Origin of the sequence: Paenibacillus paludis (assembly GCF_042610515.1) — a bacterium.
GTDB lineage: Bacteria > Bacillota > Bacilli > Paenibacillales > Paenibacillaceae > Paenibacillus_AQ.
Genome location: NZ_JBGJZP010000001.1, coordinates 654,528 through 680,976, shown reverse-complemented (window position 1 = coordinate 680,976; position 26,449 = coordinate 654,528). Strand labels below are relative to the sequence as shown.

19 protein-coding genes are annotated in these 26,449 nt (G+C 50.1%); 16 read left to right on the top strand and 3 right to left on the bottom strand.

Annotated features, from left to right (window positions below; translation table 11 throughout):
- Positions 1 to 46 precede the first annotated feature (46 nt).
- The 3 genes from ACAN56_RS02955 to ACAN56_RS02945 all read left to right on the top strand — a co-directional run bounded on the left by ACAN56_RS02955 (position 47) and on the right by ACAN56_RS02945 (position 7,378).
- Positions 47 to 1,636 carry a glycoside hydrolase family 43 protein gene (locus ACAN56_RS02955; RefSeq protein WP_038593203.1) on the top strand — a complete coding sequence of 530 codons (1,590 nt, stop codon included), beginning with the start codon at positions 47 to 49 and terminating at the stop codon, positions 1,634 to 1,636.
- An 11-nt stretch (positions 1,637 to 1,647) separates the two neighbouring features.
- Positions 1,648 to 1,845 (top strand): DUF5605 domain-containing protein, encoded by a 198-nt coding sequence (locus tag ACAN56_RS02950; protein WP_269322570.1) that lies wholly within the window; start codon positions 1,648 to 1,650, stop codon positions 1,843 to 1,845.
- An 802-nt stretch (positions 1,846 to 2,647) separates the two neighbouring features.
- On the top strand, positions 2,648 to 7,378 hold the full coding sequence (locus tag ACAN56_RS02945; RefSeq protein ID WP_379140435.1) for a LamG-like jellyroll fold domain-containing protein: 4,731 nt from the start codon (positions 2,648 to 2,650) through the stop codon (positions 7,376 to 7,378).
- A 101-nt stretch (positions 7,379 to 7,479) separates the two neighbouring features.
- Here the strand turns inward: ACAN56_RS02945 and ACAN56_RS02940 are convergent, their stop codons facing one another.
- The gene (locus tag ACAN56_RS02940) at positions 7,480 to 7,794 is read right to left on the bottom strand and encodes a winged helix-turn-helix transcriptional regulator (protein ID WP_038593196.1); all 315 of its coding nucleotides are present in this window, start codon (positions 7,792 to 7,794) and stop codon (positions 7,480 to 7,482) included.
- A 200-nt stretch (positions 7,795 to 7,994) separates the two neighbouring features.
- Between ACAN56_RS02940 and zwf the strand changes: the two genes are divergently transcribed.
- The 5 genes from zwf (at position 7,995) to ACAN56_RS02915 (ending at position 13,162) form a co-directional block, all read left to right on the top strand.
- Positions 7,995 to 9,533: a glucose-6-phosphate dehydrogenase gene (zwf, locus tag ACAN56_RS02935; protein WP_379140292.1), complete on the top strand. Its 1,539-nt coding sequence runs from the start codon at positions 7,995 to 7,997 to the stop codon at positions 9,531 to 9,533.
- A gap of 71 nt (positions 9,534 to 9,604) precedes the next feature.
- Positions 9,605 to 10,498: a phosphogluconate dehydrogenase (NAD(+)-dependent, decarboxylating) gene (gnd, locus tag ACAN56_RS02930; protein ID WP_379140290.1), complete on the top strand. Its 894-nt coding sequence runs from the start codon at positions 9,605 to 9,607 to the stop codon at positions 10,496 to 10,498.
- Positions 10,499 to 10,715: 217 nt separating this feature from the next.
- The gene (locus tag ACAN56_RS02925) at positions 10,716 to 12,005 is read left to right on the top strand and encodes an L-cysteine desulfidase family protein (RefSeq protein WP_076109444.1); all 1,290 of its coding nucleotides are present in this window, start codon (positions 10,716 to 10,718) and stop codon (positions 12,003 to 12,005) included.
- A 501-nt stretch (positions 12,006 to 12,506) separates the two neighbouring features.
- A complete protein-coding gene (locus ACAN56_RS02920) occupies positions 12,507 to 12,824 on the top strand; it encodes a transposase (protein ID WP_379140288.1) in 318 nt (105 codons plus the stop codon).
- A gap of 11 nt (positions 12,825 to 12,835) precedes the next feature.
- Positions 12,836 to 13,162 (top strand): IS3 family transposase, encoded by a 327-nt coding sequence (locus ACAN56_RS02915; protein ID WP_379140286.1) that lies wholly within the window; start codon positions 12,836 to 12,838, stop codon positions 13,160 to 13,162.
- Positions 13,163 to 13,332: 170 nt separating this feature from the next.
- On the opposite strand, the gene ACAN56_RS02910 is transcribed toward ACAN56_RS02915, so the two are convergent.
- Entirely contained in the window at positions 13,333 to 14,088 is a 756-nt protein-coding gene (locus ACAN56_RS02910) for a DeoR/GlpR family DNA-binding transcription regulator (protein ID WP_076109577.1), read from the bottom strand.
- Between the two features lie 608 nt (positions 14,089 to 14,696).
- Between ACAN56_RS02910 and ACAN56_RS02905 the strand changes: the two genes are divergently transcribed.
- The 6 genes from ACAN56_RS02905 to ACAN56_RS02880 all read left to right on the top strand — a co-directional run bounded on the left by ACAN56_RS02905 (position 14,697) and on the right by ACAN56_RS02880 (position 22,265).
- Positions 14,697 to 15,848, top strand: coding sequence for an iron-containing alcohol dehydrogenase (locus ACAN56_RS02905; RefSeq protein ID WP_379140284.1), 1,152 nt, complete (start codon positions 14,697 to 14,699; stop codon positions 15,846 to 15,848).
- A 26-nt stretch (positions 15,849 to 15,874) separates the two neighbouring features.
- Entirely contained in the window at positions 15,875 to 17,353 is a 1,479-nt protein-coding gene (gene rhaB / locus ACAN56_RS02900; RefSeq protein WP_038593182.1) for a rhamnulokinase, read from the top strand.
- 141 nt (positions 17,354 to 17,494) lie between these two features.
- The gene (gene rhaA, locus ACAN56_RS02895) at positions 17,495 to 18,751 is read left to right on the top strand and encodes an L-rhamnose isomerase (protein ID WP_038593179.1); all 1,257 of its coding nucleotides are present in this window, start codon (positions 17,495 to 17,497) and stop codon (positions 18,749 to 18,751) included.
- Positions 18,752 to 18,809: 58 nt separating this feature from the next.
- The gene (gene rhaD / locus ACAN56_RS02890) at positions 18,810 to 19,655 is read left to right on the top strand and encodes a rhamnulose-1-phosphate aldolase (RefSeq protein WP_038593177.1); all 846 of its coding nucleotides are present in this window, start codon (positions 18,810 to 18,812) and stop codon (positions 19,653 to 19,655) included.
- 172 nt (positions 19,656 to 19,827) lie between these two features.
- Positions 19,828 to 20,922: an NADH:flavin oxidoreductase gene (locus ACAN56_RS02885; RefSeq protein ID WP_038593172.1), complete on the top strand. Its 1,095-nt coding sequence runs from the start codon at positions 19,828 to 19,830 to the stop codon at positions 20,920 to 20,922.
- A gap of 152 nt (positions 20,923 to 21,074) precedes the next feature.
- Entirely contained in the window at positions 21,075 to 22,265 is a 1,191-nt protein-coding gene (locus ACAN56_RS02880) for a beta-ketoacyl synthase N-terminal-like domain-containing protein (protein WP_379140279.1), read from the top strand.
- 12 nt (positions 22,266 to 22,277) lie between these two features.
- Here the strand turns inward: ACAN56_RS02880 and ACAN56_RS02875 are convergent, their stop codons facing one another.
- The gene (locus ACAN56_RS02875) at positions 22,278 to 23,855 is read right to left on the bottom strand and encodes an alpha/beta hydrolase (RefSeq protein WP_379140277.1); all 1,578 of its coding nucleotides are present in this window, start codon (positions 23,853 to 23,855) and stop codon (positions 22,278 to 22,280) included.
- Positions 23,856 to 24,325: 470 nt separating this feature from the next.
- Between ACAN56_RS02875 and miaB the strand changes: the two genes are divergently transcribed.
- The gene (gene miaB / locus ACAN56_RS02870; RefSeq protein WP_038593167.1) at positions 24,326 to 25,933 is read left to right on the top strand and encodes a tRNA (N6-isopentenyl adenosine(37)-C2)-methylthiotransferase MiaB; all 1,608 of its coding nucleotides are present in this window, start codon (positions 24,326 to 24,328) and stop codon (positions 25,931 to 25,933) included.
- Between the two features lie 60 nt (positions 25,934 to 25,993).
- Positions 25,994 to 26,410: a YlbF/YmcA family competence regulator gene (locus ACAN56_RS02865; protein ID WP_341380381.1), complete on the top strand. Its 417-nt coding sequence runs from the start codon at positions 25,994 to 25,996 to the stop codon at positions 26,408 to 26,410.
- The last annotated feature ends 39 nt before the right edge of the window (positions 26,411 to 26,449 follow it).

Below are 26,449 nucleotides of genomic sequence, written 5' to 3'. Positions count from 1 at the left end.
CAAAATTTAAATAGACAATCCAATCATCCCTGGAGGTTTAGAATTTATGGCACAACCGATTGTGAATCCGGTATTGACCGGTTTTCATCCCGATCCGTCTTTTTTACGGGTTGGGGATGATTATTATATTGCTACATCTACTTTTGAATGGTTCCCGGGTGTCGAGATCCACCATTCACGCGACCTGATTCACTGGCACTCGCTTACCCGTGTACTGACGGAGTCTTCGCAGGTTGATCTGCGCGGCAACGTAAGTTCCGGCTCCATTTGGGCACCGGCGCTTTCATTTGATAACGGGTTGTATTATTTACTGTTTACGGATGTGAAATCCCGCAAGAGTGTGTATAAGGATCTGCATAACTACCTCATTACTGCGCCCGATATTAGGGGGCCATGGAGTGAGCCGGTCCGGCTGAACGGCAGCGGATTTGATCCCTTTCTGTTCCATGATACAGACGGCCGGAAATGGCTGCTAAATATGCGCTGGGATTTCCGCAAGAGCCACAGCAATTTCTCCGGTATTATTATGCAGGAATATGATCTCTCAACCGGCAAGCTGACCGGTCCGGTGCACGAAATCTATAAAGGGACGCCGACCGGAGTTACGGAAGGTCCGCAATTGTACAAACGCAATGGCTATTACTATCTGCTTGTTGCTGAAGGCGGCACAGGTGTGAACCATATGGTCACCATGGCGAGAAGCCGCAGCTTGACCGGACCTTATGAAACAGATCCCGATTATCCGATAATGACGACCGCCCATGACTTGAACTATCCCTTCCAGCAGGCTGGTCATGGGTCACTGGTGGAAACACAGAATGGCGAATGGTATATGGCCCATTTGTGCACACGCCCGATTCCCGGGACAGGGACGATGAATCCGCTCGGCAGAGAGACGGCGATCCAGCGCTGTGTATGGACCGAAGACGGTTGGCTGCGGCTGGCGCATGGCGGGAAGCTGCCTGCTCTTGTGACAGAGGCGCCGGATCTGCCGCCGCATCCCTTTGAAGCGTTGCCGGAACACGATGAGTTCGACAGCGAAGAGCTGGGATATCCCTATCAGGGACTTCGTATTCCTTTTGATCCTTCATGGGTCAGCTTGACGGAGCGTCCGGGTTTTCTGCGTCTGACTGGCAGAGAATCGCTGGCTTCCCTGCATAATCAGAGTATGATCGCCCGCCCGATCCAGCATTTTGCCTGCAGGGTGTCCACTTGTATGGAGTTCAAGCCTGTTAGCATGATGGAAATGGCGGGACTGGTACTTTATTACGATGACAGTGACTATTATTATTTGCGGGTAACTGCCGATGAGATCCGTGGCGTAAGCCTTGGCGTTGTGCTGTGCAGAGCCGGTAAATACGATGAAATCTCCTCCATGCAAATCTCGGTGAAGGATTGGGAGCGCTATTTTCTCAAGGCAGAGATCAACGGGCGGGATATCGTGTTTTACGCTTCCCCGGATGGAGAGGTCTGGACAGCGATGTGCACACCGCTTGATTTCGGCACACTGTCCGATGAATTCGGCGGCAAACTTGGGTTTACCGGCTCCTATGCAGGAGTCTGCGCCCAGGACCTGGACCAGCAGAGTAAAAAGGCGTATTTTGACTTTTTTGAATATAAAGCTCTGGAAGGATAATGGCGTAGGCAATAAGAGGAAATGGGCACGGCAATCAGCGGCCGGCTTTTAAGAAGCTGATTTTGCCACCCGATCATGATTACCGGATTGAAATTATCGATACGTGGAATATGACCATCACTGCTGTGCAGGAGTTAGTAAGAGGAGATTACCGCATCGAGCTGCCCGATAAGCAGTATATGGCCTTGCGGATCACCGCAGTGAATTAGCTCAAGGACTTCCATTGCTTGCGGTAAGCAAGGTGAGTGCAATCATCGCGTTTTTTTGATTCTGTACTGGATAGTTATCAAAGAAGCCTGCATGCGCATTTGTGCCTGCAGGCTTCTTTGATATAGCAACGAAATAAATGTTTCCGTTATCATTTAATGCCGACTCGATCTATAATAGTCATCGGTTTTTGCTTATTTCTTCGATGAATCCTTTAACTGCCGGATCTCTTCCTGCCGCTGTTCGTACCGCTTGAGAATATTCGGTATTGCCTCCTCACATGCCTTTTGAAGTCGTTCCTCTGCCAGAAGATCAAGCTGTTCTTTCTGCTCCGGGCTTACCTTGTACACATTCGTCGTGATGACCTTGGCTTTCGTTAGTGTCCTTATTGTATCATAGGCACTCCCTCGTCAACGACTCCTGTAGCAGTGATATACATACATTTGCTAGCCTGAAGCGGATCACAGCGTTTCATTTCAATTTTTTATTTTGCTGAAGTTTATAATCAACATAAATATAAAACGATTTATTTTAATATAAAATTCTAATTGACTAATTGCCGATTGTGCCGTTAAAATAAAACCGTTCAAGCCGGATTATGAACTTTTAGTTTTTGTTTATCTAAAATAAACTAAACCTTACGGCAGAACATTTTTTTAATGACTACATGAAAGCGTTTTATTTGCAGGTGATAAAAGGGGAGGTGCCGCATACCAGCAAGAAGTCCGCTAATTTCTTGATATTGTAATCGCAAGACCAGGCATGACTATTTTTTAGAATCGGAGGATCTCACATTTGAACAAGATGACTGGCAAGCTAACGTCTTCGTTTCTTGCGCTGCTGCTGCTTGTACCTTCGCCGATCATGGCGGCTTCCGGGACTGTGAAAGATAATGACAAGGCGGGGCAGCTTACCACCAAAATCTCAGTGCCTGACTATACAGGCCACTGGGCACAGGATGATTTTCAGACATGGGTAGATAATGGTCTGCTCACGGGTTATGGGAACGGTGTTTATAAACCGGAGCAGAATATCACCCGTGCAGAGTGGGTTTCACTTGTAGGCAGAGTATTTAATCTGCAGACTCTGAGTGAGAGCAGGTTTAGTGATGTTGCGGAAGGAAGCGTTTATTATAACGATGTTATGAAAGCGGTATCAGCCGGTTTTGTGTCGGGTTACGGCGACGGTACCTTCCGTCCCGCCCAAACGGTCAGCCGCCAGGAAGCGGCCGTGATGCTGTACCGGTTGTTCCAGCTTGATGCTTCAGCCGCCGCTGCCGCGCCGAAGGATGCCGTGGAGCTGCCGGAGTGGAGCAGGGAAGCTGTACTTACTTTGCTGGGAGACGGTTTCCTCAGCGGGTACGAGGATGGCAGCATTAAGGGGGAACGAGCGGTAACGAGAGCTGAGGCACTGCGGTTAATCAGCAAACTGTCCGGGCAAATCATCCTCAAGAGCGGAACCTACAACGATTTGACTGCCCGGAACGTTATTGTCAGCACCGCCGGAGTGGAGCTCAAGAACGCCAGCATCGCGGGCAACTTGTATCTCACCGAAGGAATTGCTGAAGGGGACATTACCCTCGACAACGTAAAGGTCGCAGGCAAAATAGTTGTCACTGGCGGTGGTGAAAACAGCGTTGTCATGAGCAATTCGACGGCTTCCAGGCTGGTGGTGAACAAAAAGAACGGGAAGCTGCGCGTCATAGCCAAAGGCAGCAGTGCTGTAACGGACGTCATTGTTCAGTCTGGCGTCAAGCTTGAGGAGGATGCAGCTGCAACCGGGACGGGCTTCAGTAAAATTACACTGGAACAGACATTGTCCAAAAATTCGGTGGTACAGCTTAGCGGCAGCTTCGACTCGGTAGTCGTGAATGCACTAGGCGAGCCGACATTGGTATTAAACAGAGGCAGCATCACGGACATAACGCTTAACCGTAAGACGGGACTGCGTGTGGAAGCGGGCACGGAGATCAAAAATCTGAAGGTCGGCGTGAAGGAGCAGATTACTGTCCAAGGCAGCGGCAAGGTGATTTTTGACCCGGCCTACAGCTCCCTGATCAAGCTGGAAACACCAGCGGCAACGGCAACTGCTACAGCGACTGCGGGCAGCGGGGGAGGGACCCCGATATCACCGACAGCTACACCAAGTCCGATGCCAAGTGTGACACCAAGTGTGACACCGGTGGTTTCGCCGGAAGCGACCGCGCCGGTGTTCAGCAATGTATCCGTTCATGATCCCTCAGTTGTGAAGGACGGCGATACGTATTATGTCTTCGGTTCGCATATTGAGGCGGCTAAGTCGCGAGATTTGATGAATTGGAGCACTTTCACCAACGGCTATAAAACGCCGGATAATGCACTCTACGGTGATCTTTCCGCGAATCTGGCGGAATCCTTCGCCTGGGCCGGGGAGAACGATTCCGACAGCAAAGGCGGTTTCTCCGTTTGGGCACCGGATGTTTTCTGGAATGAGGACTATGTTAACGAGGATGGAACCAAGGGCACTTATATGATGTATTATTCCACTTCCTCCACCTATATTCGTTCAGCCATTGGCTACGCCGTTTCGCAAAATATTAAAGGACCTTACACCTACGGGAGAACCTTGCTGTATTCCGGCTTCACGGCAGGCGAAGCTTATGATGCGAACAGTGATGTCAACAAAAAATGGACGAATACCAACATTCAGGCGTTGATTGATGATGGAACACTGGAGGCAATGAATCCGGCCTGGTTTAATACCGATGGTACGTATAACAATAAAATGTATACAAACGCAATTGACCCTACGCTGTTCTATGACAAGGACGGCAAGCTGTGGATGACCTACGGATCATGGTCGGGCGGGATTTTCGTGCTGGAGGTTGATCCTGCAACCGGCGGACCCAAGTATCCCGGAGAAGACGGGACGACAGCGGACGGCAGAATCATCGACCGCTATTTTGGAACCAAAATCTCGGGAGGCAATTATAAATCCGGTGAAGGCCCGTATGTAATGTACGACAAAAATACGGACTACTACTATTTATATGTAACCTATGGCGGTCTTGCGGCAGATGGCGGCTACAGTATGCGGCAGTTCCGTTCGAGCAGCCCAAGCGGTCCTTACAAGGATGCAGCAGGGCAGGATGCGGTGCTCACCACGGATGGTGACCACTCGGCATACGGCAACAAGCTGCTGGGCAACTTCCTGTTCACGAACGTGAACGGCGATCCGGAGTTCCCGGTCTATGGCTATGTCTCATCCGGCCATAATTCGGTATATTACGATGAAGACAGCGGGAAGACGTTCAACTTCTTCCATACCCGGTTCCCTTACCGGGGCGAAGCTCATGAGCTTCGCGTACACCAGATGTTCATGAACGAGGACGGCTGGCCGGTGGTCGCGCCGCACCGTTACTCCGGCGAAACTATCGGCAAAGTAGCGGCGGAAGACATCGCCGGTGCCTATCAGTTCATCAACCATGGCAAGGATATCAGCGCCAAAATCAAATCAAGCGCCGATATTGAACTCCTGGCAGACGGAACCATTGCAGGATCGGTGACCGGGACCTGGAAACTGAAAGACGATTATTATGCCGATCTGCTCATCAACGAGACACAGAACGGCACTGCCGTTGAACGGCTGTACAAAGGTGTCTTCGTCAAGCTGTGGGATTCCACGCGCCAAGATCATGTCATGACCTTCACTGCCATGTCGGATCAAGGTGTTGCCGTCTGGGGCAGCGCGCTTGAAACACTGAGCGATGAGCAGCTGGTGGCCAATGCTACAAGCAGCCTGACACTTGGCAACACAAGTAAAGTGTATAAGGATCTAACCCTGCCGAGCGAAGGCGTACGCGGTATTGCGATAACGTGGTCTTCGTCCAATGAAGCCGTTGTTGGAAATGACGGGAAGGTAACACGGCCGGAGGTTGGCAGTATTGACACGTCTGTGGAACTGACGGCTACGATTCGGCTTGGCAAGGCGAGCGCTACCAAAACCTTCACAGTAGGTGTTGTAGCACTTAGCGGCAGTCAATTGGAGGACGGTTTAGTTGGCGCCTATGACTTTGAGGGTAATCTCAAGGAAAGCGGCGGACGGCTTGAAGCGGGGATGGAAACGGGGAACCGGGTGAACAACACCGGCGGTACGATCACTTATGTAAGCGGTGAAGACGGACAGGCAGCGCAATTGGATGGCAGCTCCGGCATCCGTTTGCCAAACGGCCTGATTTCCGGAAGCTCCTATACCTTGGGCATGTGGCTGAATCCGGATGAATTGACCGCCTTTACGACTGCGTTCTTCGGAGCAAAGTCCGATACGAACTGGATCAGTCTGCTTCCATACGGCAACGGTGTCGCAACAACCCGCTTGTGGTTTGGCAGCGAGGCCTGGATGGATGCGGATACGGGCCTGCAGATTAAGGCAGGTGAATGGTCACATGTGGCCTTTACCTACGATGCCGGCACAGTCAAAATGTATGTGAATGGTGTGCTGAAATCGACGAAAAGCGGATTTACCAACGTATTTACAGATGATTCCGGCGTGTTTGCCCTCGGCGTCAACTATTGGGATATCCCGTACAAGGGCCTGGTTGACAAATTCCGGGTCTATGAAAAAGCATTGTCACCGGAAGCCGTGGGCTGGCTGGTGAATGGTGAGCCGGAAACGGATACGAAGGTGACCTCGATATCCTTCGGTACAGCAGTCCAACAAGTAGCTGTAGGCAACAGTTATACCCCGGTGGTCAGCATACTGCCTGCCAATGCCGGCAACCAGCAGCTGGAGTGGAGCTCAAGCACTCCCGAGGTCGCAGTTGTCGATGCTGTGACAGGTGTAGTAACGGCTCTGAAGGTCGGGGATGCAAGTATTACTGCAAAGGCGACAGATGGCAGCGCGGTTACTTCCAGCTATCAAGTGAAGGTTACAGATGGGAAAATAGCTTATTATGCGTTTGACGGCAATTTACAGGATTCGCTGCAGCTGTCTGCGCCGGGCAAGGCAACCGGTGACAAAGTGGACAGTGCGACGGTCGGCAGTATTACCTATGGGACAGGTGTTGCCGGACAGGCGGCTGTCTTCGATGGTACTTCCGGTATCCGGCTGCCTGACGGGCTTTTGAACAGCAGCACCTACTCTGTCTCCATGTGGTTAAATCCTGCGCAGCTGACGGATTTCACGACCACCTTTTTCGGTGCAAGCACCATGGACAGCTGGATCAGCCTGGTTCTGCAAAATGCCGGCGGCCAGACGCTGCTATGGTCAGGAACGGCCTGGTATGATGCTTTAACCGGTCTGCTAATCCCGCTGAATGAGTGGACACATGTCGCTTTTACAGTACGTGAAGGTGAAGTCAAAGTGTACATCAACGGATCGGAGAAATTCTCCGGCACGGGCTTCCCGGATGTGTTTACCAATATGAATGCCGTATTCACTTTGGGCATCAATTACTGGAATCCACCGTTCAAAGGGTTGATCGACGAACTGAAGGTCTATAGTAATATGCTTTCGGCGGAAGATGTGCTGGCAGAGTACAATCTGAACAGTAATTAACAATTAACAGACATTTGCAAACAATAGTAACCCGAAAAGAGGGAGAACCGGAAGCCGTTAAGGCTTGGGTACTCCCTCTTTTTTACGGTAAGGGGCTGGAGCTATAACCATTTCATCGCCCATACCTCCACATGGCAGAGTGCTGCTCCAAGCTCCTGCCCTTTTTCCGTTAACGAATATTCCGTTTTTACGGGGCGGTCCGGGATGACCACACGATTTAGCAACCCGCACTCTTCAAGCTCCTTCAAGCGTTCATTCAGCATTCGTTTGCTTAAATCCGGGATGATGGCATGCAACTCGCTGAAGCGCTTGGGTCCCTCCATTAAAACGTGGATGATAAGATTAACCCATTTCTTCCCGATGATATGATAGGCATGTTCCACCTTGGCGAGCAACGGTTTGAAATCCTGCTTCATAGCCTTTCCCACCCCTTAAAGTTATTATTAATATCCTCCTTACTATAGCATAGTAAAAAGTTCGTGAAAATAAGTACTTTTCGTAAATGTCAGAATGAGGTTGACGAATACTTTTTGCAGTCGTATGATGGGTGTTATAAAAGTTTGCGAGTAATAATAAGTAACCTCATAAACATTTGACAACAACGGGAGGAATGAAAGTGGAATCATCAACCTTTGTACTTTTTGGCGCCACAGGAGATTTGGCAAAACGTAAAATATACCCTGCATTATATAACTTGTTCGCAGATGGCAAGCTTTCCGGTCCTCTCTCGGTCATTGGTCTCGGCAGAAGAGAGCTCAGTAACGAAACCTTCCAGGCGCAAGTGCTGGATTCGCTGCGCACCTTTTCCCGGCGGAAGGTAGAAGAATCGGCGGAGCTGCAGGATTTCCTGCTGGCTTTTGAATATAGCGTGCTGGACGTTGGACGTCCGGAGGATTATAAGAAATTGCTGGCGCATGTGCAGCGCCGTGAGGAACTGCTGAACATTCCGGAGAACCGGATGTTTTATTTGTCTGTAGGTCCTGAATTTTTCGGGCCAATTGCCGGCAACATTAACACAAGCGGACTAGGTGACACCAAAGGCTGGAAACGCCTGATCATCGAGAAACCGTTCGGCAGAGATTTGAAATCGGCGCGGGAGCTGAATGACAGCCTGAATGCAGCTTTTACAGAAGAGGAAATCTTCCGGATCGACCACTTCCTGGGTAAACCGATGGTCCAGAATCTTGAAGTGCTGAAATATTCGAATCCGGTGCTGAGAGCGTTGTGGCAGAACCGCTATATCGCCAATGTTCAGATTACAGCCGCTGAGACGGTTGGGGTAGAGGAACGGGCAGGTTATTATGACAAAGCCGGTGCTCTGCGCGATATGTTCCAGAACCATATGCTGCAGCTGCTGATGATGATGGCGATGCAGCTTCCCAAGGGCAGTACGCCGGAAGATGTCCGCAGCAAGAAGCGGCATGTGATCCGCTCGGTGCGCCCCTTGCTGAAAGAAGACGTGGCCCGGCATGTGGTCCGTGGACAATATGCCGCCGGTGAAATCCGGGGCAGTAAGGTAGCCGGCTATACTTCCGAGCCGGGAATTGAAGCTTCTTCGCAGAATGAGACTTATATCGCGGCCCGCCTTTGGATTGATGATCCATTATGGAGTGAGGTGCCGTTTTATATCCGTACCGGTAAACGGATGAAAGAGAAATCAACAAGAATCGTTATAGAGTTCAAAGAACCGTTTAATGATTTGCATAACAAAAACAGAGGGAAGCTGGATCTTGATCCTAACCTGCTGGTGATCGAAATCGGTCCCGGCGAAGGTATCTCACTGCAGCTGAACACCAAAAATCCGCGCCAGCACGGGCAGCTGGAGCCGGTCAGCATTAAGCATGAATCCGGTAATCCGGATCTGCCGGAAGCTTACGAGAACCTGATTTACGATGCTTTGCTTGGAGATGCTACTTTCTTTGCCCATTGGGAGGAAGTCGAGCTGTCCTGGCAGTGGGTGCAGCCGATTATTGAAGCCACTGAGGAAGGCACTCTGCCGCTTCATTCGTATGCAGCGGGTTCCTACGGACCGGATGCGGCCGATGAGCTGCTTGGAGAGGACCACTGGTGGTTGGATGATGAGCTCCCTGCGGAGCAGCATGAGCCGAATGATGTTCATGAGACCGATCCTGTGGCCATCCGGCCGGGTGCTTGATTAAGCCCTTTGTAACTACTTGCGCACTTGGTTTTATAAGATCCAATTAATAATTTTCGGAGGGATATCTAATGAAAGTAGGATTAGTCGGTTTAGGAAAAATGGGCTTCAATCTGGGCCAGAACCTGCTGGAGCATGATCATGAAGTTGTAGCGTTTGATGTGAATGCCGCTGCTGTAGAGGAGATGGGTTCTAAAGGTGCAGCTATGGCGAAAAGTCTCGCCGAGCTTGTTAATCAGCTGGAAACCCCGCGGGTTGCCTGGATTATGGTTCCGCATCAGTTTGTCGATTCTGTCATTGCTGAGCTTACACCGCTGCTGTCTAAAGGCGATATCATTATCGAGGCAGGAAATTCACATTACAAGGAATCGATCCGCCGCCATGAGGCGTTGAGCAAGGAGGGGGTCTATTTCCTGGATGCAGGAACCTCCGGAGGAATGGAAGGCGCCCGCAATGGCGCTTGCTATATGATTGGCGGAGACGAGGAAGCCTGGGCAGTGGTCGAACCGCTGTTCCGTGATACCTCTGTGGAGAACGGGTTTTTGTACGCCGGAAAGTCCGGCAGCGGCCACTTCCTGAAGATGGTGCACAACGGGATTGAATACGGCATGATGGCTGCGATCGGCGAAGGTTTTGAGGTGCTGGAGAAAAGCGGTTATGACTTCAACTTTGAAGAAGTAGCCCGCGTGTGGAACAACGGTTCCGTCATCCGCTCATGGCTGATGGAGCTGATAGAACGCGCCTTCTCCAAAGACGCCAAGCTGGATGAGATCAAAGGGATTATGCACTCCTCGGGTGAGGGCAAATGGACGCTGGAAACGGCGTTTGACCTGCAGGCTGCGACACCGGTCATCGCCATGGCGCTGCTGATGCGCTACCGGTCGCTTGAAACCGATACGTTCACCGGCAAGGTGGTCGCCGCATTGCGCAACGAATTCGGCGGCCATGCAGTGGAGAGCAAATAAGAAGTTCTGGAAACACATAGGATAACAATAGGCAGTAAGACTTAATACCATCTTGGTATTGGGGCTTGCTGCTTTTTTGTAATGCCAAACAGGTTAAACCCGCCAGAGAAATGGCATGAACGGACAATTTCCAGAGAAGAAGGGTCGATCTCTCGGCAATATTCCTGTACTATAATAAGAAATGCTCCGACAACAAGAGGAAATGGTGATATCGAACATGGTTAATTTATTGGATGTTTTGAAAAAGGAAGTAGTTCCGGCGGAGGGGTGTACGGAGCCGATCGCTGTCGCTTATGCAGTCTCCTTAGCAGCGGAGCTGGTTCAGGAAGAAATCACGTCGATTCAGCTGTTTCTTAGCGGAAATATTATTAAAAATGCTATGGGGGTAGGTATCCCGGGTACCGGACAAAACGGTCTGCCCATTGCTGCTGCCTTGGGGGCGGTGATTCACCGTTCCCATAAGAAGCTCGAGATATTGTCAGGGCTGTCCCAGGCAGAGCTTAGTAAAGCCAACGAGATCATTGACCGGAAGCTGCTTGAAGTGGAGCTGAAAAACACGCCCGAGAAACTGTATATTGAGGCGCGGGTACACAGTGAGAGCCACACAGCTACAGCGATTATTGCCAAAGAGCATACGCATGTGATCTTTCTGGCCAAGGATGGGATCGCACTTGATCTGCCAAAAGACAAGGCGGATTGTGAGGGGTCCGAGGAATTGGACCCTGAGGTTTATGCGGTTTCCCTGGACGGGATTTTTGAGTTCGTCCGGACTGTCGATTTCTCCAGCCTTCAGTTTCTTTTAGAAGGTGCGGTAATGAACAAGGCCATCTCCGATGAGGGATTGCGGGGAGATTACGGGCTGCAGGTTGGTAAAAAAATGTTGCAGCAATCGGCGGTCAATCTGTTTGGCAATGATGTGGCCAACAAGGTTATCGCTGCTACAGCTGCAGCCTCCGATGCGCGGATGGACGGCAGTGCAATGCCGGTGATGACAACGGCAGGCAGCGGGAATCAGGGCATAGCGTGTACACTGCCGGTGATTGAGCTCGCCCGGCTCATGAACAAAGACGAGGAGACGCTGGCGCGGGCACTGGCCCTCAGCAACCTGATCACCGTCCATGTCAAACATTATATCGGGCGTCTGTCCCCGCTATGCGGATCGGGCATCGCAGGCGGAGTAGGGGCCAACAGCGGGATCATCTATCTGATGGGCGGGAGCCTGGAGCAGATTAAGCACGGGATACAGAATACGATTGCCTCATTGTCAGGCATGATCTGCGACGGTGCGAAATCCACCTGCGCGCTGAAAATCTCCACGGCTACTAATGCAGCAATTCAGGCAGCTACACTGGCCATGAACAATATTTCGCCCACCGATAGGGATGGGGTGATTTTTGAAGAGGTGGAAGATACGATCCGCAACATGGAGAGGCTGGTCCAGGAAGGCCTTGCCGCAACGGATACGACAATTCTTAACATCATGCTGTCTAAGGGAGAGGTAATGTAATCAGGCAGATTAGATAGTGAAGCGAGGCTGCTGTCTGATGTTATGGATGCTGCGAATATGTGACTAATGTGACTGATGTGACTGATGTGAGAAGTGTGACTGATGTGAAAGGCGTGACTAACGTGAGTTGATGCGACTGATACGACTGACGCAACTCATGCAACTGTTGTCTAAGCTCAAACGATTTAGCATTCTGCGTTACCAGACCGGCTAACGGACCGTAAAGCCGCTATTCTATAATAATAGGCTGTAATGTCTTTCTTACGGACCGTATAGCCGTTATTCCCGGAAAAAACGGCGAAATGGCGCTGGGAATGAAAAATAACATCTCTGGAGTCCGCTTTGTGACCGGAAACAGGGTATTTTCCGAAATAACGTCACTGGAGTCCGATGCATATTGTATAGAACCGCCGCCATGCACATATTGCGCTGCAATTAGAATAAATAGTGGACACCCATTAACGGACGGACCGATAATGATAGCAACGGAGGTGTGTTCACATGGGAGAACAACGACAACGGTATAACGAAGAATTCAAAAAGCAAACCGTGAAGTTCATTCAAGAACAGACGAAGACCTTAGGTGACTTAGCGGAAGAGCTTAACATCCCGAAAAGTACGCTGCATCAGTGGATGGGTCAATATCGGGAGCTAAAGAATGAACCGGCGGCGAGTATGGACCGGGTACGGGAACTCGAAGCACAGTTGAAAGAGGCGACCCGTCAGCTCCAGGAGAAAGAACTCAAACTTGCCGATGCAGAAGAAGAACTGGCGATTGTAAAAAAAGCTGTGCACATCTTCAGCAAACCAAGGAACTAAGATTCCAGTTTATGGAGGACCATCGCTCCGAGTTTCGCTTGGAGAAGATGTGCGACACCCTACACGTTTCAAGGAGCGGTTACTACAAGTGGCGGACGGGAGAAACCAGCACACAGAAACTCCACAAAGCAGCGATCATGGAGCGAATCCAGTATCATTTTGCCGATCATAAAAAGCGTTATGGAAGTCCGAAGATCACTCGTCTGCTGCACAAAGAGGGCTATACCGTTACTGAACGCACCGTGAGTGTGTACATGCGGCAAATGAAGCTCCGCTCTGTCGTGTCTAAACCCTACCGTGTACAGACTACCGACTCTAAGCATGAACTATCCCAATAAGAGCAGCCTTTCTCATCCTTAAAGGAGGGAAGTGCCGCTTTTATTTTTTATAACACTCCTATTGCAGCTCTGTAATTGCCCCAGTATTATCCTCGTATCGCCTCTTTTTGCCCTTCCATTGCTTTTATACGTTTCCTGTTGCCACAAGTGACCAGGCCCTTCCGCAGAGGTCAGTACAGCACCTCAACATTCTCCTTCGCGAGCCGCTTGAGCCAGGCTTCTGACGGTTTGCGGTCCGTGATCAGCACGTCGATTCGGTTAAGCTGGACCAGCTGTGTAAAGGCAGTTTTGTCGAATTTGGTATGGTCGGCGAGCAGCACAACCTTTTCGGCCTGGCGCAGCATGTATTTCTTAAGCTCGCACTCCGGTTCGTTGGAATCGGTGATACCGCGTTCCATATCAATTCCCTTGCAGCTGATCACGGCAGTATCTACGTTGTACCGCTGGATCGTGTCATGGGCGACAGGGCCTACAAGAGAGAGTGAGCGGTGGCGCAAGGATCCGCCGGAGGAAATAATATTCATACCGGAGCTGGCGAACTCATGCAAAATATTGATGGAATTCGTAATGACCGTCAGATTGTTTTTGTTGCCCAGCAGCTTGAGAAATTCAAAGGAAGTTGAGCTGGGATCGACCATCAACGTGTCACCGTCATTAATCAGCTCAAGCGCCTTAAGCGCGATGTTGCGTTTGATATCAGTATTGATGGCACCCCGGGTGACAAACGGCAGATCCTCATTGGTATGCCTATTCAGCATAGCCCCCCCGTATGTGCGGCTTAAAATGCCGTCCTTTTCCAGCTTCTCCAGATCCCTGCGGATCGTTTCTTCCGTTACTTCAAACATGCGGCTTAAATCAGAGACCAGAACTCTTTTATCCTGATGCACTAAATCTATTATTTTTTTGCGTCTTTCAGCTGCGAGCATCATAATCACCTTTCCGGAGTTATATAGATTGAACTTGTGATTTTCTATTTTGGGGTTGGCAGTGACTCCAGAGAATGATTGGACTTCCAGCCGCTGTTAGGCTTGGATTTCTTGAAATAGACCGCGCGGTAGAAATCCAAACCTTGCCTATGCTTTCGAAGCGAGCTTTCCTGCGGAAAGCTTTCAGGCGGACGCTATCGCTCCTACAGTTCCAAAATTCTCCTCCGCCACTTTTCCCTAAGTGTATTTTCTCAAGTTCAATCTATATAGAACTATTTTATAAATATAGACCTAACGATCTGTGTTTTGCAATAAACTAAGGAGAAACAACATTAATTCTATTATAACCTTCGCGAAACAAACAATAAACAAATAAAAACAACATAATTATTATTTTAAATGTTGACAACAAAGATTCAAGGCGATACGATGAGGATATCATTATTCCTTTGAAAGCGCATGCCTCTTAGAGGAGCGCCAGAGCCGGTCCGCTGCGAATCTTCAGAGACCAGCCTGAAGTGCCACAGCCGAATGAAACCAAGCTTGCAGAGGATAGATTGTTAACTTGTAAACGCTGTATATAAATTGCCTGGGAGGCTGGTCAATCAATGAGTACTCATGTTTATTATGTTCCTTCTATCAACATTATGGGAAAAGGCTGTCTGAAGGAAATCGGGCCGTACATTCAAGAGCTGAATTTGCAGAAAGCGCTTGTGGTCACCGATAAGTTTCTGGTCAAGAGCGGAATCGCCGGTAAGCTGCTGGCTGTTCTGGATGAAGCGGGAATTAATTATGTCGTATATGATGAAGTCAAACCTAACCCGACCTGTAAAAATGTCCACGACGGCGTTGATTTTCTGAAGCAGCATGAATGCGACTATCTGGTGTCCATCGGCGGTGGTTCGCCGCAGGATACAGCCAAAGCCATCGGCATCGTTGCTACCAATGGCGGACATATCGTAGAGTACGAAGGTGTACACAAGTCACAGCATAAATCGCTGCCTATTATTGCGGTGAACACTACCGCCGGAACTTCAAGCGAAGTGACGATCAACTATGTCATTACGGATGAGAAACGCAAGGTGAAGATGGTTATGGTGGATAAGAACAGCATTGCCACCATCTCGGTGAATGACCCTGAGCTGATGGTCGACAAGCCGGCCGCGCTTACTGCGGCAACAGGAATGGATGCCCTGACTCATGCCGTTGAAGCATTAGTGACGCCCGGAGCTTATCCGGTCACCGATGCAACGGCATTAGCTGCGGTGGAGCTTATATTTGCCAATCTGGCCCGCACGGTGAAAGATGGCCATGATATTGAAGCGCGTGAGCAGATGGTTTACGCAATTTTCCTTGGAGGCTTGGCTTTCAACAATGCCGGACTCGGATATGTGCATGCCATGGCGCATCAGCTTGGCGGAGTATATGATTTGCCGCATGGGGTGTGCAATGCGATGCTGCTGCCATATGTAGAAGAAGAAAACGCCAAATATGTACCGGAGAAATTCAGAAGTATCGCCAAGGCGATCGGCCTGCAGGTGAACGGTAAAAGTGACAAGGAATGCGCCGATTTCGTAATCAAATCAATTAAGGCGCTGTCCAAGGAAGTCGGCATACCGGCCAAATTATCCGAGCTGGGTGTAGATGAGGTCGATCTTGACCTGCTCGCTGAAAATGCGATGAAGGATGCCTGTGCACCAGGAAATCCATTCATTCCTACCAAAGAAGAAGTCATTGCCCTGTTCCGCAAAATCCTCTAGAACATCTTTTAATAAGGAGATTCCCTATGAACAATCATATCGCCGTCGATATCGGCGCCTCCAGCGGGCGGCTAGTGCTCGGAACCATCGTGGACGGGAGTCTCACCCTGGAGGAGATTCACCGCTTCAGCAATGGATTCACCGAGCGCGACGATTCCTGCTTCTGGGATGTGGATTATTTACTGGAGCAAATCATTACCGGGCTGCAAAAAGCAAAAGCAGGGGGTGTGACGAAATGCACCCTCGGGATTGACACTTGGGCGGTAGATTACGTCCTGCTGGATGCTGAGGGAAACCGAATCCAGGAGGTATATGCTTACCGGGACCGCAGAACGGATGGGGTCATGGAAGAGGTGGCGAAGCTCATTTCTCCGGAAGCTGTTTATGCCAAGACGGGGATTCAGCAGTTAACATTTAATACGTTATATCAGCTGTATGTCCATGACCGTGAGGAGCTGGCTAAGGCGGATCAGATTTTGCTGGTGCCCGATTATCTCTACTATAGATTGTGCGGCCGGAAGATCAACGAGGTCACCAATGCTTCGACCACTCAGCTGCTCAATCTCGCAAGCCGTGATTTCGATCCTGAGCTGCTTGCGTTGCTTCAGCTTGAAAGAGCGCAGTTCGCCGGGCTGACCGAGCCCGGTGAAGATCTAGGCAGCATCAGTGATTCACTGATGCTGCAGTATGATCTGCCGGAATGCCGGCTCATTTGCGTGGCAACCCATGATACGGCTTCCGCCGTCCTTGGCATCCCGGCGCAAAGCGGGCGATCGTCAGCATATATCAGCAGCGGCACCTGGTCGCTGCTTGGCGCTCAACTGGATCAGCCGATTAATAACCGGAGTGCAAGGGAAGCTAACTATACCAATGAATGGGGTGCTTATGGCACCTACCGGTTCCTCAAAAACATTATGGGACTGTGGCTGATCCAGGAGGTGCGCAGGCTGGACGGCAGCCGCTACAGCTTTGCTGAGCTGGCTGAACAGGCCGCTGCCGCTGAAGGCTTCCGCAGCCTGATTGGCTGCAATGATCCGCGTTTTTTGAATCCGGATAATATGATAGAAGAAATCCGCCTATTCTGTGCCGAGAGCGGCCAGCCTGTTCCGCAGTCGCCGGGTGAACTGGCACGCTGCATCTTTGACAGTCTGGCGTTGTCCTATCGCAGCTATCTGGAAGAACTCGAAGCGCTTACTGGCACAGCCATCGAAGTGCTGCAAATCGTCGGCGGTGGAGCAAACAACGAGCTGCTGTGCCAGCTGACCGCAGACGTAATCGGCAAGGAGGTCCTTGCAGGACCCACTGAAGCCACCGCACTGGGGAATATTGCGGTGCAGCTGATTCAGTCGGGCAAGGTCGCGGACATTCACGAGGCCAGAACACTGATCGGGCAATCGTTTGAGATCAAATCCTATCTACCCCGGCCTATGCCGCAGCTTGGCGAGCTGCTGGTCCGCTGGGAGGAGCTGAATGCAGCGGAAACGGCTACAAGTGAAGGCGCATAAGCTCCGCTTTCGAAGCGGGTTTTGCCCGAAGTAAACCGATGGAGCAGATGCTCACAAAACTAAGCGTATGCTTCCGGAGCAAGTTTTGCTCGAAGAATATTCCCGGAAGTATCGCTCACAAAACTTTTAGGAGGATGCGCCATGGATCAGAGCATCATGAACAGCTATAACGAAGCCAAGAAACTGTACGCCGCTCATGGCATTAATGTGGATGAAGTACTGGAGAAGCTGGCACAGATCAAGATTTCACTGCACTGCTGGCAGGGAGATGACGTTAGAGGTTTTCTGTTTAAGGATAAGGAGCTTAGCGGCGGGATTGCCGTAACCGGAAGTTATCCCGGCCGCGCCGGCACACCAGAGGAGCTGCGTCAGGATTTGGAGAAGGCCTTATCGCTGATTCCGGGCAAGCATAAGGTCAACCTGCATGCGATTTATGCCGACACAGATGAAAAGGTGGATCTGGACGAACTGGAACCGCGCCACTTTGCATCGTGGGTAGACTGGGCCAAGGAGCAGGGGCTTGGACTTGATTTTAATCCGACCTGCTTCTCCCATCCGAATGCGGCAGACGGGTTCACTTTGAGCCATGCAGACGAAGCCATCCGCAGCTTCTGGATTAAGCATTGCAAGGCTTCCCGGCGGATCGCCGAACATTTCGGGCGTGAGCTTGGACAACCCTGCGTCACCAACTTCTGGGTGCCTGACGGTTATAAGGATACCCCGGTGGACCGGCTGGCGCCGCGGATGCGGCTGAAAGAATCGCTGGATGAAGTGTTCAGCGAAGAGATTGATCCACAGTATAATATTGATGCCGTGGAGAGCAAGCTGTTCGGCATCGGTTCGGAGAGCTATGTAGTCGGATCGCATGAATTTTATATGGGCTACGGGCTGACCCGGGGGAAAGCGATTTGCCTCGATGCCGGTCACTTCCATCCGACTGAAGTGATTTCCAATAAGCTGTCCTCCATTCTGATGTTCAGCGAGCAGCTGCTGCTGCATGTCAGCAGACCGGTCCGCTGGGACAGTGACCATGTGGTGACCATGGATGATGAACTGCTGGAGATTGCCCGGGAGCTGGTCCGCGGAGATTTGCTGCCGCGCACGAATATCGGTCTGGATTTCTTCGACGGCAGTATCAATCATATTGCGGCATGGGTCATCGGCACACGCAACACGATCAAAGCCTTGCTGCGTGCGATGCTGGAACCAGTAGCGGAGCTGAAGGCTGTTGAACTGGCCGGTGATTACACTTCCCGGCTCGCACTTGTCGAAGAATTTAAGTCCTATCCATTTGGCGCGGTTTGGGATTATTACTGCGCTTCGCAGAATACACCGGTTCGTGAACAATGGCTGGCTGAGGTCAAGAGCTACGAGCAGGAAGTGCTGGCGGCAAGATAGGCAACGGCTAACCAAGACTTGACTATATTAAGCAGTGTATATAAAGGAGAGAAGACATATGAGTACATCTGTAATGAAGTCCAAAGGATACATTGCCGGCATCGAGGCGCCATTTATTCAGGAAATGTCGGAGATTACCCATCACATGTGGTCGCTCGGCTGGGATGAGCTGAACGGCGGTAACGTCAGCTATTTGCTGGAAGAGGATGAGGTTGCTAAATACATTAACGTACGGGAACCGTTGCGGACGATTAACCTGACCTTCCCGGTCACTGAGCTGGCCGGCAAATATTTCATCGTCACCGGCTCCGGCAAATATTTCCGGAATGTAATCAAAGACCCGGAAGCCAATCTCGGGGTGCTGCGTGTCACGGACAGCGGCGAGAGCGTAGAAGTGCTCTGGGGTCTGCGCAACAACGCCGTGCCGACGAGCGAGCTGGCTTCCCATTTCATGAGCCATATTGAGCGCCTGAAGGTGGACCCCAACCACCGGATCGTACTGCATACCCACGCTACCAATGTCATTGCCATGACCTTCACGCATGATCTGGATGAGCTGAAATTCACCAAAACCTTATGGGAAATGTGCACCGAATGTCTGGTGGTTTTCCCAGACGGCGTGGGGGTTATTCCTTGGATCGTTCCCGGCAGCAGTGAAATCGGCCGCGCCACAGCCGATAAAATGAAGGAGTACCGGGTAGTTATCTGGCCGCAGCATGGCATTTTTGTGACCGGCGGCACGATGGATGCTACCTTTGGTCTGGTGGAAACGATTGAGAAGGCGGCGATTGTCTATAACCTGATCGGTGGCAGAGAAATCAAACAGAAGATTACCGACCGCCAGCTGGCGGATCTGGCGGCGGCTTTCCATGTTACACCCAAAGCCGGCATCCTGGAGTTATAAAATACACATCATAGCGAAGGGCAACCGGACATGGGCAGATTATCTGCCTTTGTCCGGTTTTTTGCGCAGCAGCGGCTGTCCTGAAGATCTGCTGCCAGGATTTGCAATTGCCTTCAACTAGCGTCATAATATCCTTACTTAAAGTAATTATATTATTAAATGGAGGTAGTATATGAATACCGATAAATTGTTTACACCTTTTCAGGTTGGAACGCTTTCACTTCAAAACCGGATCGTAATGGCGCCAATGACCCGGGCATATTCACCGAACGGGGTAGCAACCGAAGCGGTTGCCGAGTATTACCGCAAACGGACAGAGGGTGGAGTAGGCCTGATTGTAACCGAAGGCACAGCGATCAACCATCCGTCAGCCGTCAGCCATCCGAATATTCCGAATATTCACGGGGAGGCTGCTTTGGCCGGCTGGGCTAAGGTTGTGGAAGAAGTTCACGCCGCCGGCGGCAAAATCATTCCGCAGCTCTGGCATGTCGGCATGGCCCGCAACATTGGCGAGCTGCCGAATGCCGAAGCGCTGCCGATTGGTCCATCCGGGCTGAATTTGGCTGGCCAGCAGATTACAGAGCCGATGACGCAGCAGGAGATCGACGGTATCATCGCTGCTTTTGCCCAGGCGGCCGTAGACGCCAAGCGGATCGGTTTTGACGGCATTGAGCTGCATGGGGCACATGGTTATCTGATCGACCAGTTCTTCTGGGAGAAGACCAATCAGCGCACCGATCAATATGGCGGTGATCTTGAAGCGCGGACTACCTTTGCGGTCGAGGTTATTGATGCCTGCCGCCGTGCGGTTGGACCGGATTTCCCGATTGTGCTGCGCTTCTCGCAATGGAAGAGCGGAGATTACTCTGCCAAGCTTGCCCAAACACCGGAAGAGCTGTCCCGTTTCCTGACACCGCTCAGCAATGCCGGAGTCGATATCTTCCACTGCTCCACACGCCGCTTCTGGCTGCCGGAGTTCGAAGGCTCCGAGCTGAATCTGGCCGGCTGGACGAAGAAAATCACCGGCAAACCAACCATCACGGTAGGTTCTGTAGGTCTCAACAGCGAGTTCACCAGTGCGGTGAAGGAGGAAAATGAGGAAGATAACATCGAACGCCTGCTGGAAAAGCTGGAACAAGCGGAATTTGATCTGGTAGCGGTCGGCAGAGCGCTGATCAGTGATCCGCAGTGGCCGGCCAAAGTGCAAAGCGGCAGAATGGATGAGATCATTCCGTTTACGTCCGAGTCCACAAAGACACTGAACTGAACGGCAGCCGGTTAACTTTAGGAGGAAGGCAATCATGAGCAGAGAGGGCTTCAACCGCATGGGAGAGTTTTGGACGGAGCATCCAAAACGCACAGGTGGGAGAAGTCCTCTTTGTTTTTTTTTATTAATTATCAGGAAAAGGGTGGGGAACGATGAATAAGCGAATAGCAATTACCGGTTTTGGCGTGAAGGTTCCTAACGGAGAGAACAATAACGATTTGTTGGATCATTTGATCAGCGGCGAGTATGATTTCACGGCCAGAAATGATATTACACCGAATCAGGAGCCTTTATGGGTTGGTGAAGTTCTTGGGGATTTGGGGACGCTGGAGGATAAGCAGTACCGGGTTCTGCCGAGAATCTCCAAGCTGGCCATTAGTACAAGCGCCGAAGCACTAGCGATGGCTGGACTAGATCTGACGGACCCTGGCAATAAGACGGGGGTGTTCTTTGGAACCACCATGGGCGGTACAACTCCGCTGGAGGAAATGGTCCATTACGCATCTGCCGGCAAGTTCAGAGAAATGCCCGTTTACTGCTGCGGGTTGGTGCATTATCACAGTCTGGCTTCCTCCATCTCCAGCTTTTTTCATCTGACAGGAATATCGAAGACGGTAACGACCGGCTGCACTGCCGGACTTGAAGCGCTGGAGGACGCCATGCTGTACCTGCAAAGTGGGAAGATAAACACGGCGATTGTAGGTGCAGCGGACAGCAGCAACAATAAAGTGACGGTGTACGGGTTCGGAAAAATAAGAGCGCTGCCATTCAATCAGGAAATCTGGAACTCTGGCTCGCCGTTCAACAAAAAAAGCAAAGGCTTCATACTGTCGGAGGGGGCTGCCAGCCTGATTCTGGAAACCGAGGAACATGCGCTTAGCCGCAATGCAACTATTTATGGCTATGTAGACGCCGTGTCTACGAATAATGACGCTGAATCGGTGAATGGCCAGGACAAAACCGGAAGGAATATGAAGCGGGCGGTAAATGATGTGCTGGGCAACAGAAGACCTGACTATTTTAACAGCCAGGCCTTGGGTTACGACGCTAATGACAGAATCGAGGATATAGTCTCCATGGATATCTTTCAGCATGAAGTACCGCTGACCTCGATCAAAGGGCTGATCGGCCATCCGTTCAGCGTCAGCGGCCTGGCGCAGATTATTGCCTCCTTGCTCGGCTTTCAGCATCATTTTATTCCCGGAACCATCCGGACAGATCAACTTGGCTATGAGCATCTTCCATTAATCACAAAGACTCTCCCGAAAGCCACATCCGAAGTACTGATTACAAGTCATGGATACGGAGGCAACAATGCCTGTGTCTATTTAACGAAGCAATGATGATTTAACAATTTACATACTTTTGGTGTGCTGCAATTGTTCCGCCTTGAGCCGCCATTTCTTCGCTTCATGCTTTTGATGGTTCTGTTCATACAGGTTAGCGATTTGCTCGTAGGCATCGAACTCTTCCGCATTAAATAAAAGTACATATTTTAAAAACGCTATAGCCGCAGTGAACTTGCCTTGAGACGCGAGATAATCTGATTGCTGATGGGCAAGTGTAACCAGTTGAATCTCCATCTTGACTCTCAGGTGCAGGTTCCATTCCTGGTTTAGATTTCTGAATAGGTCAGGCTGGATCTGCGCAAAAACAGAATGAATCAGTGGTTCCTTCAGTTCAGGATTAGTTTCCTCATTAGTCCGGTTAATCTCCGCCATCAGAGTCAGCACATCGGAGTCCACAGCAGTCTGCAGGGAAATTTGCTGTTTATCGCTGTAGATCAGCTTCGTGACCTCATTGTTCAGCAGCTGCTTCAGATGGGTGAGGCATACCCGAAGCTGACCTCTGGCTTTGACAAGATCCATATCCCGCCATAATTCTTCACAGAGCCGGTCTCTGGTGACGACGGGATTCAGCAGCAAATAAATCAGCAAATCCTTGGCGCTTCTCCTTCCCCAGCCACTAATAATCGGAATATCATCTACGGCAACCGTAAATCTGTTGAGTAAATTGATCTTCAATTGTACGGATGGGGCGTTACCGGCCGGATTATTGTTAACCATGTCCAGAAATTCGGAATGCAAATTCAACAGCAAAGGGTCCAAAGGAGCCCTGTTTATCCACTTACTCTTCAGAAAGACTTCAATTTGTTTAAAGGTTTCCTCCGGCTGATCATAAAAAACCATGTTGGATGCATTGTATAAGGTCATAAACCGGCAATTCGGATTGGCGGATGCAATCAGGCTGGACAGATAGGGAGGATACATCGGGTCCTGTTCCCCAGTCAACATTAATGTCGGATGAGTATGCTGTTTGAACAGATCCATAATCTCGTTATGTGCATAAGCAAAGAAATCCAGCAGTTCCAGATAAACGTCAAAGGTGACTTTGGCAAAAGCGCTGTACAGCGCTTCCGTTTCTGCGCTATGGCGCGGATAAAGGGTTGCGTTAGGAATCACGTGGTCTGCAAGCGCCAGCATGGATTGATAAGTCATCAGCTTTTTGCGGTAGTCCTTATATTTATTGGCTGTCCCCGACGAATTGAACAAGGGAAGCGACAAAAGAACAGTGCTTCTTACTCGATCCGGATACGCTTTGGCAAAATACAGGGCAATAATGCTCCCTGCCCCATGGGCGATGATATGGAAGGTTTGAATCTGGAGATCTTCCAGCAGCATTCGCAAATTTTCGACAAATAATGCGGCCAGTTTATCAAGGGTAGTCTTTGAGCTTCCGCTTAATCCATGACCCCGGAGATCATATCTTACAATATGGTAGTTGTCAGTCATATATGGAACCATAAAGTCCCAGCTTCTCAGATCAAACCCCAGACCATGGATAAGTACCAAGGTTTCTGTGCGGTCACTGGTGTTTTTTGCCGTCTCGTATTCATAATGGATATCGATGTCATGTCTTGAAATATAAGCCATTACTGTACCCCTCTACGTTGCATTATATAATGATTATATCTGAAAAATATATAATATTTTATCGTAATATGTGGTTTTTTGTAGAAATGTGTAACGTATGTGTAGCGGTGCTTTGCTAAACTTGGAACAAGCAATACTTTTCAGGGGAGATGATGTGCAGCTATGAAGATGTTTTACTGTATTTGCGTCAAGGATTCCAAGTTCGATTTGGTCTATTTACGGATGTATATCCGCAGATAATAAATGTACAAAATAATAATTTTAGACGAGCCTTCTTACTTATTAAAGTAGGAGGGTTTATTAGTATGTAGAATTTTAATTGTATCAGGGGATATAGTTTATTCTACCAGATTGCCTTTTAAAATTGTAAAACTTGGATTGCATTTTATCCTTATGCTATAATTTTTTATTAGCAAGAATAAAATTCTAGAGTTTATTTTACAAAGCTTCAATATAAAGGACGTGGAATAATGACAATGGGGAATAACTCACCGGACTTAAAATTCGGCAAGGGTGGTTCGAAAGATTACTCGAAGTATTTTGATTTTTCTGATGCCAAAGTCATCAGTGAAGAAGAAGGCAAAACTACGTATAGAATCAAAGGACGTACCGTACAGATCAATTCCAACCCGGACTACAAAGAGGGCAAGCGCAGGGGCAAGCAGGAAATAGAAGTTATAAACTTTGAAGATACTGATACAAATCAGGCCATGGAGCAGTTCCGGGAGATAAACCGCCACAAACAGCATTATTATTTCATCGCCACCTACGGCTGCCAGATGAACGAGCATGATACGGAAACGATGAAAGGCATGCTGGAGCAAATGGGTTATCTCGCTGCCGAAGACCGCAATGAGGCTGATATTATTCTGCTGAATACTTGTGCGATCCGCGAGAATGCTGAAGATAAGGTGTTCGGGGAACTGGGCCATCTCAAGACGCTGAAGCTCGAGAAGCCGGGTCTGCTGCTTGGGGTCTGTGGCTGCATGTCACAGGAGGAAGGTGTGGTTAACCGCATCATGTCCAAATACGGCTTCGTTGACATGATCTTTGGCACGCACAATATCCACCGGTTGCCGCAGCTTGTTAAGGAAGCGGTTTATAGCAAGGAGCTTGTAGTTGAAGTCTGGTCCAAGGAAGGCGACATCATCGAGAACCTGCCGAAGAAACGGGAGGGGATGCGTGCCTGGGTGAATATCATGTACGGCTGTGATAAGTTCTGTACCTACTGCATCGTACCGTTTACGCGGGGTAAGGAGCGCAGCCGCCGTCCGGAGGATGTCATCGCCGAGGTTCGGGAGCTGGCCCGTCAGGGCTTTAAGGAAGTGACTTTGCTGGGGCAGAATGTGAATGCATACGGCAAGGATTTTACGGATTTGGATTATACATTCGGGGACCTCATGGACGATATGCGCAAGATCGACATTCCACGCATCCGCTTCATGACTTCGCATCCCCGCGATTTTGACGATAGATTGATTGAAGTACTGGGAAAAGGCGGAAATCTCGCAGAGCATATTCACCTGCCGGTACAGTCCGGAAGTACTGCCGTTCTGAAGAAGATGAGCCGCAAATACACACGTGAGGCGTACATGGAGCTTGTCCGCAAGATTAAGGCCAGTGTGCCGGCTGCCGTGCTGACGACGGATATCATCGTGGGATTCCCCGGTGAAACCGAGGAACAGTTCGAAGAAACACTGTCGCTGGTGCGTGAAGTAGGATATGATATGGCTTATACCTTCATTTATTCACCGCGCGAGGGTACGCCTGCGGCTGCGATGGAGGATAATGTACCCGCTGAGGTGAAGAGCGAGCGCCTGCAGCGGCTGAATGACCTCATTAAAGAGCAGAGCCGGATCAGCAATGACCGGATGCTCGGTGAACTGGTCGAGGTGCTGGTGGAAGGGGAGAGTAAGAATAACGCTCAAGTGCTTTCAGGCCGTTCCAGCGCCAACAAACTGGTGCATTTTGAAGGTTCGAAGGATCTCATCGGCAGTTTGGTGCAAGTCAGAATTACCGATACGAAAACATGGTACATTAAAGGGGATTGCGTGGCGGAAGCCGCGGCTGTCCTCTAATTATAGAGGAATGGAGCGATGTCAGTGAGCCAGGAAGAACCGCGTTTGAACGAATACGGCATGCCGACCTACAATACCCGCGATCTGATCGTGCGCGAGGATATTATGGGCAAAGCCAAGGAGCTCGCTTCACTCATTTCGACCAGCGAAGAGGTGCAGCATTTCCAGCAGGCCGAGCAAAAGATTCTGAATCATGAACGGGTGCAGGGACTGATCGCCACGATCAAGAAGAAGCAGAAGGAGATTGTGGCCTTTGAGAGCTTCAAGAATAAAGAGATGGTGGCCAAGATTGAGCGTGAAATTGAAGTGCTGCAGGATGAAATTGACGGCATACCGGTCGTGAACGAATTTCAGCAGAGCCAGAGCGATATTAACTATCTGCTGCAGCTCGTTATTTCTGTAATCCGAGACACCGTGTCGGAAAAAATCAATGTGGAAGCCGGCACTGAAGCGCCTCCGTCCACATGCGGTGATTAAATAAATTTCGGGGGGCGGATGCAGATCCGTCCCTTTTTT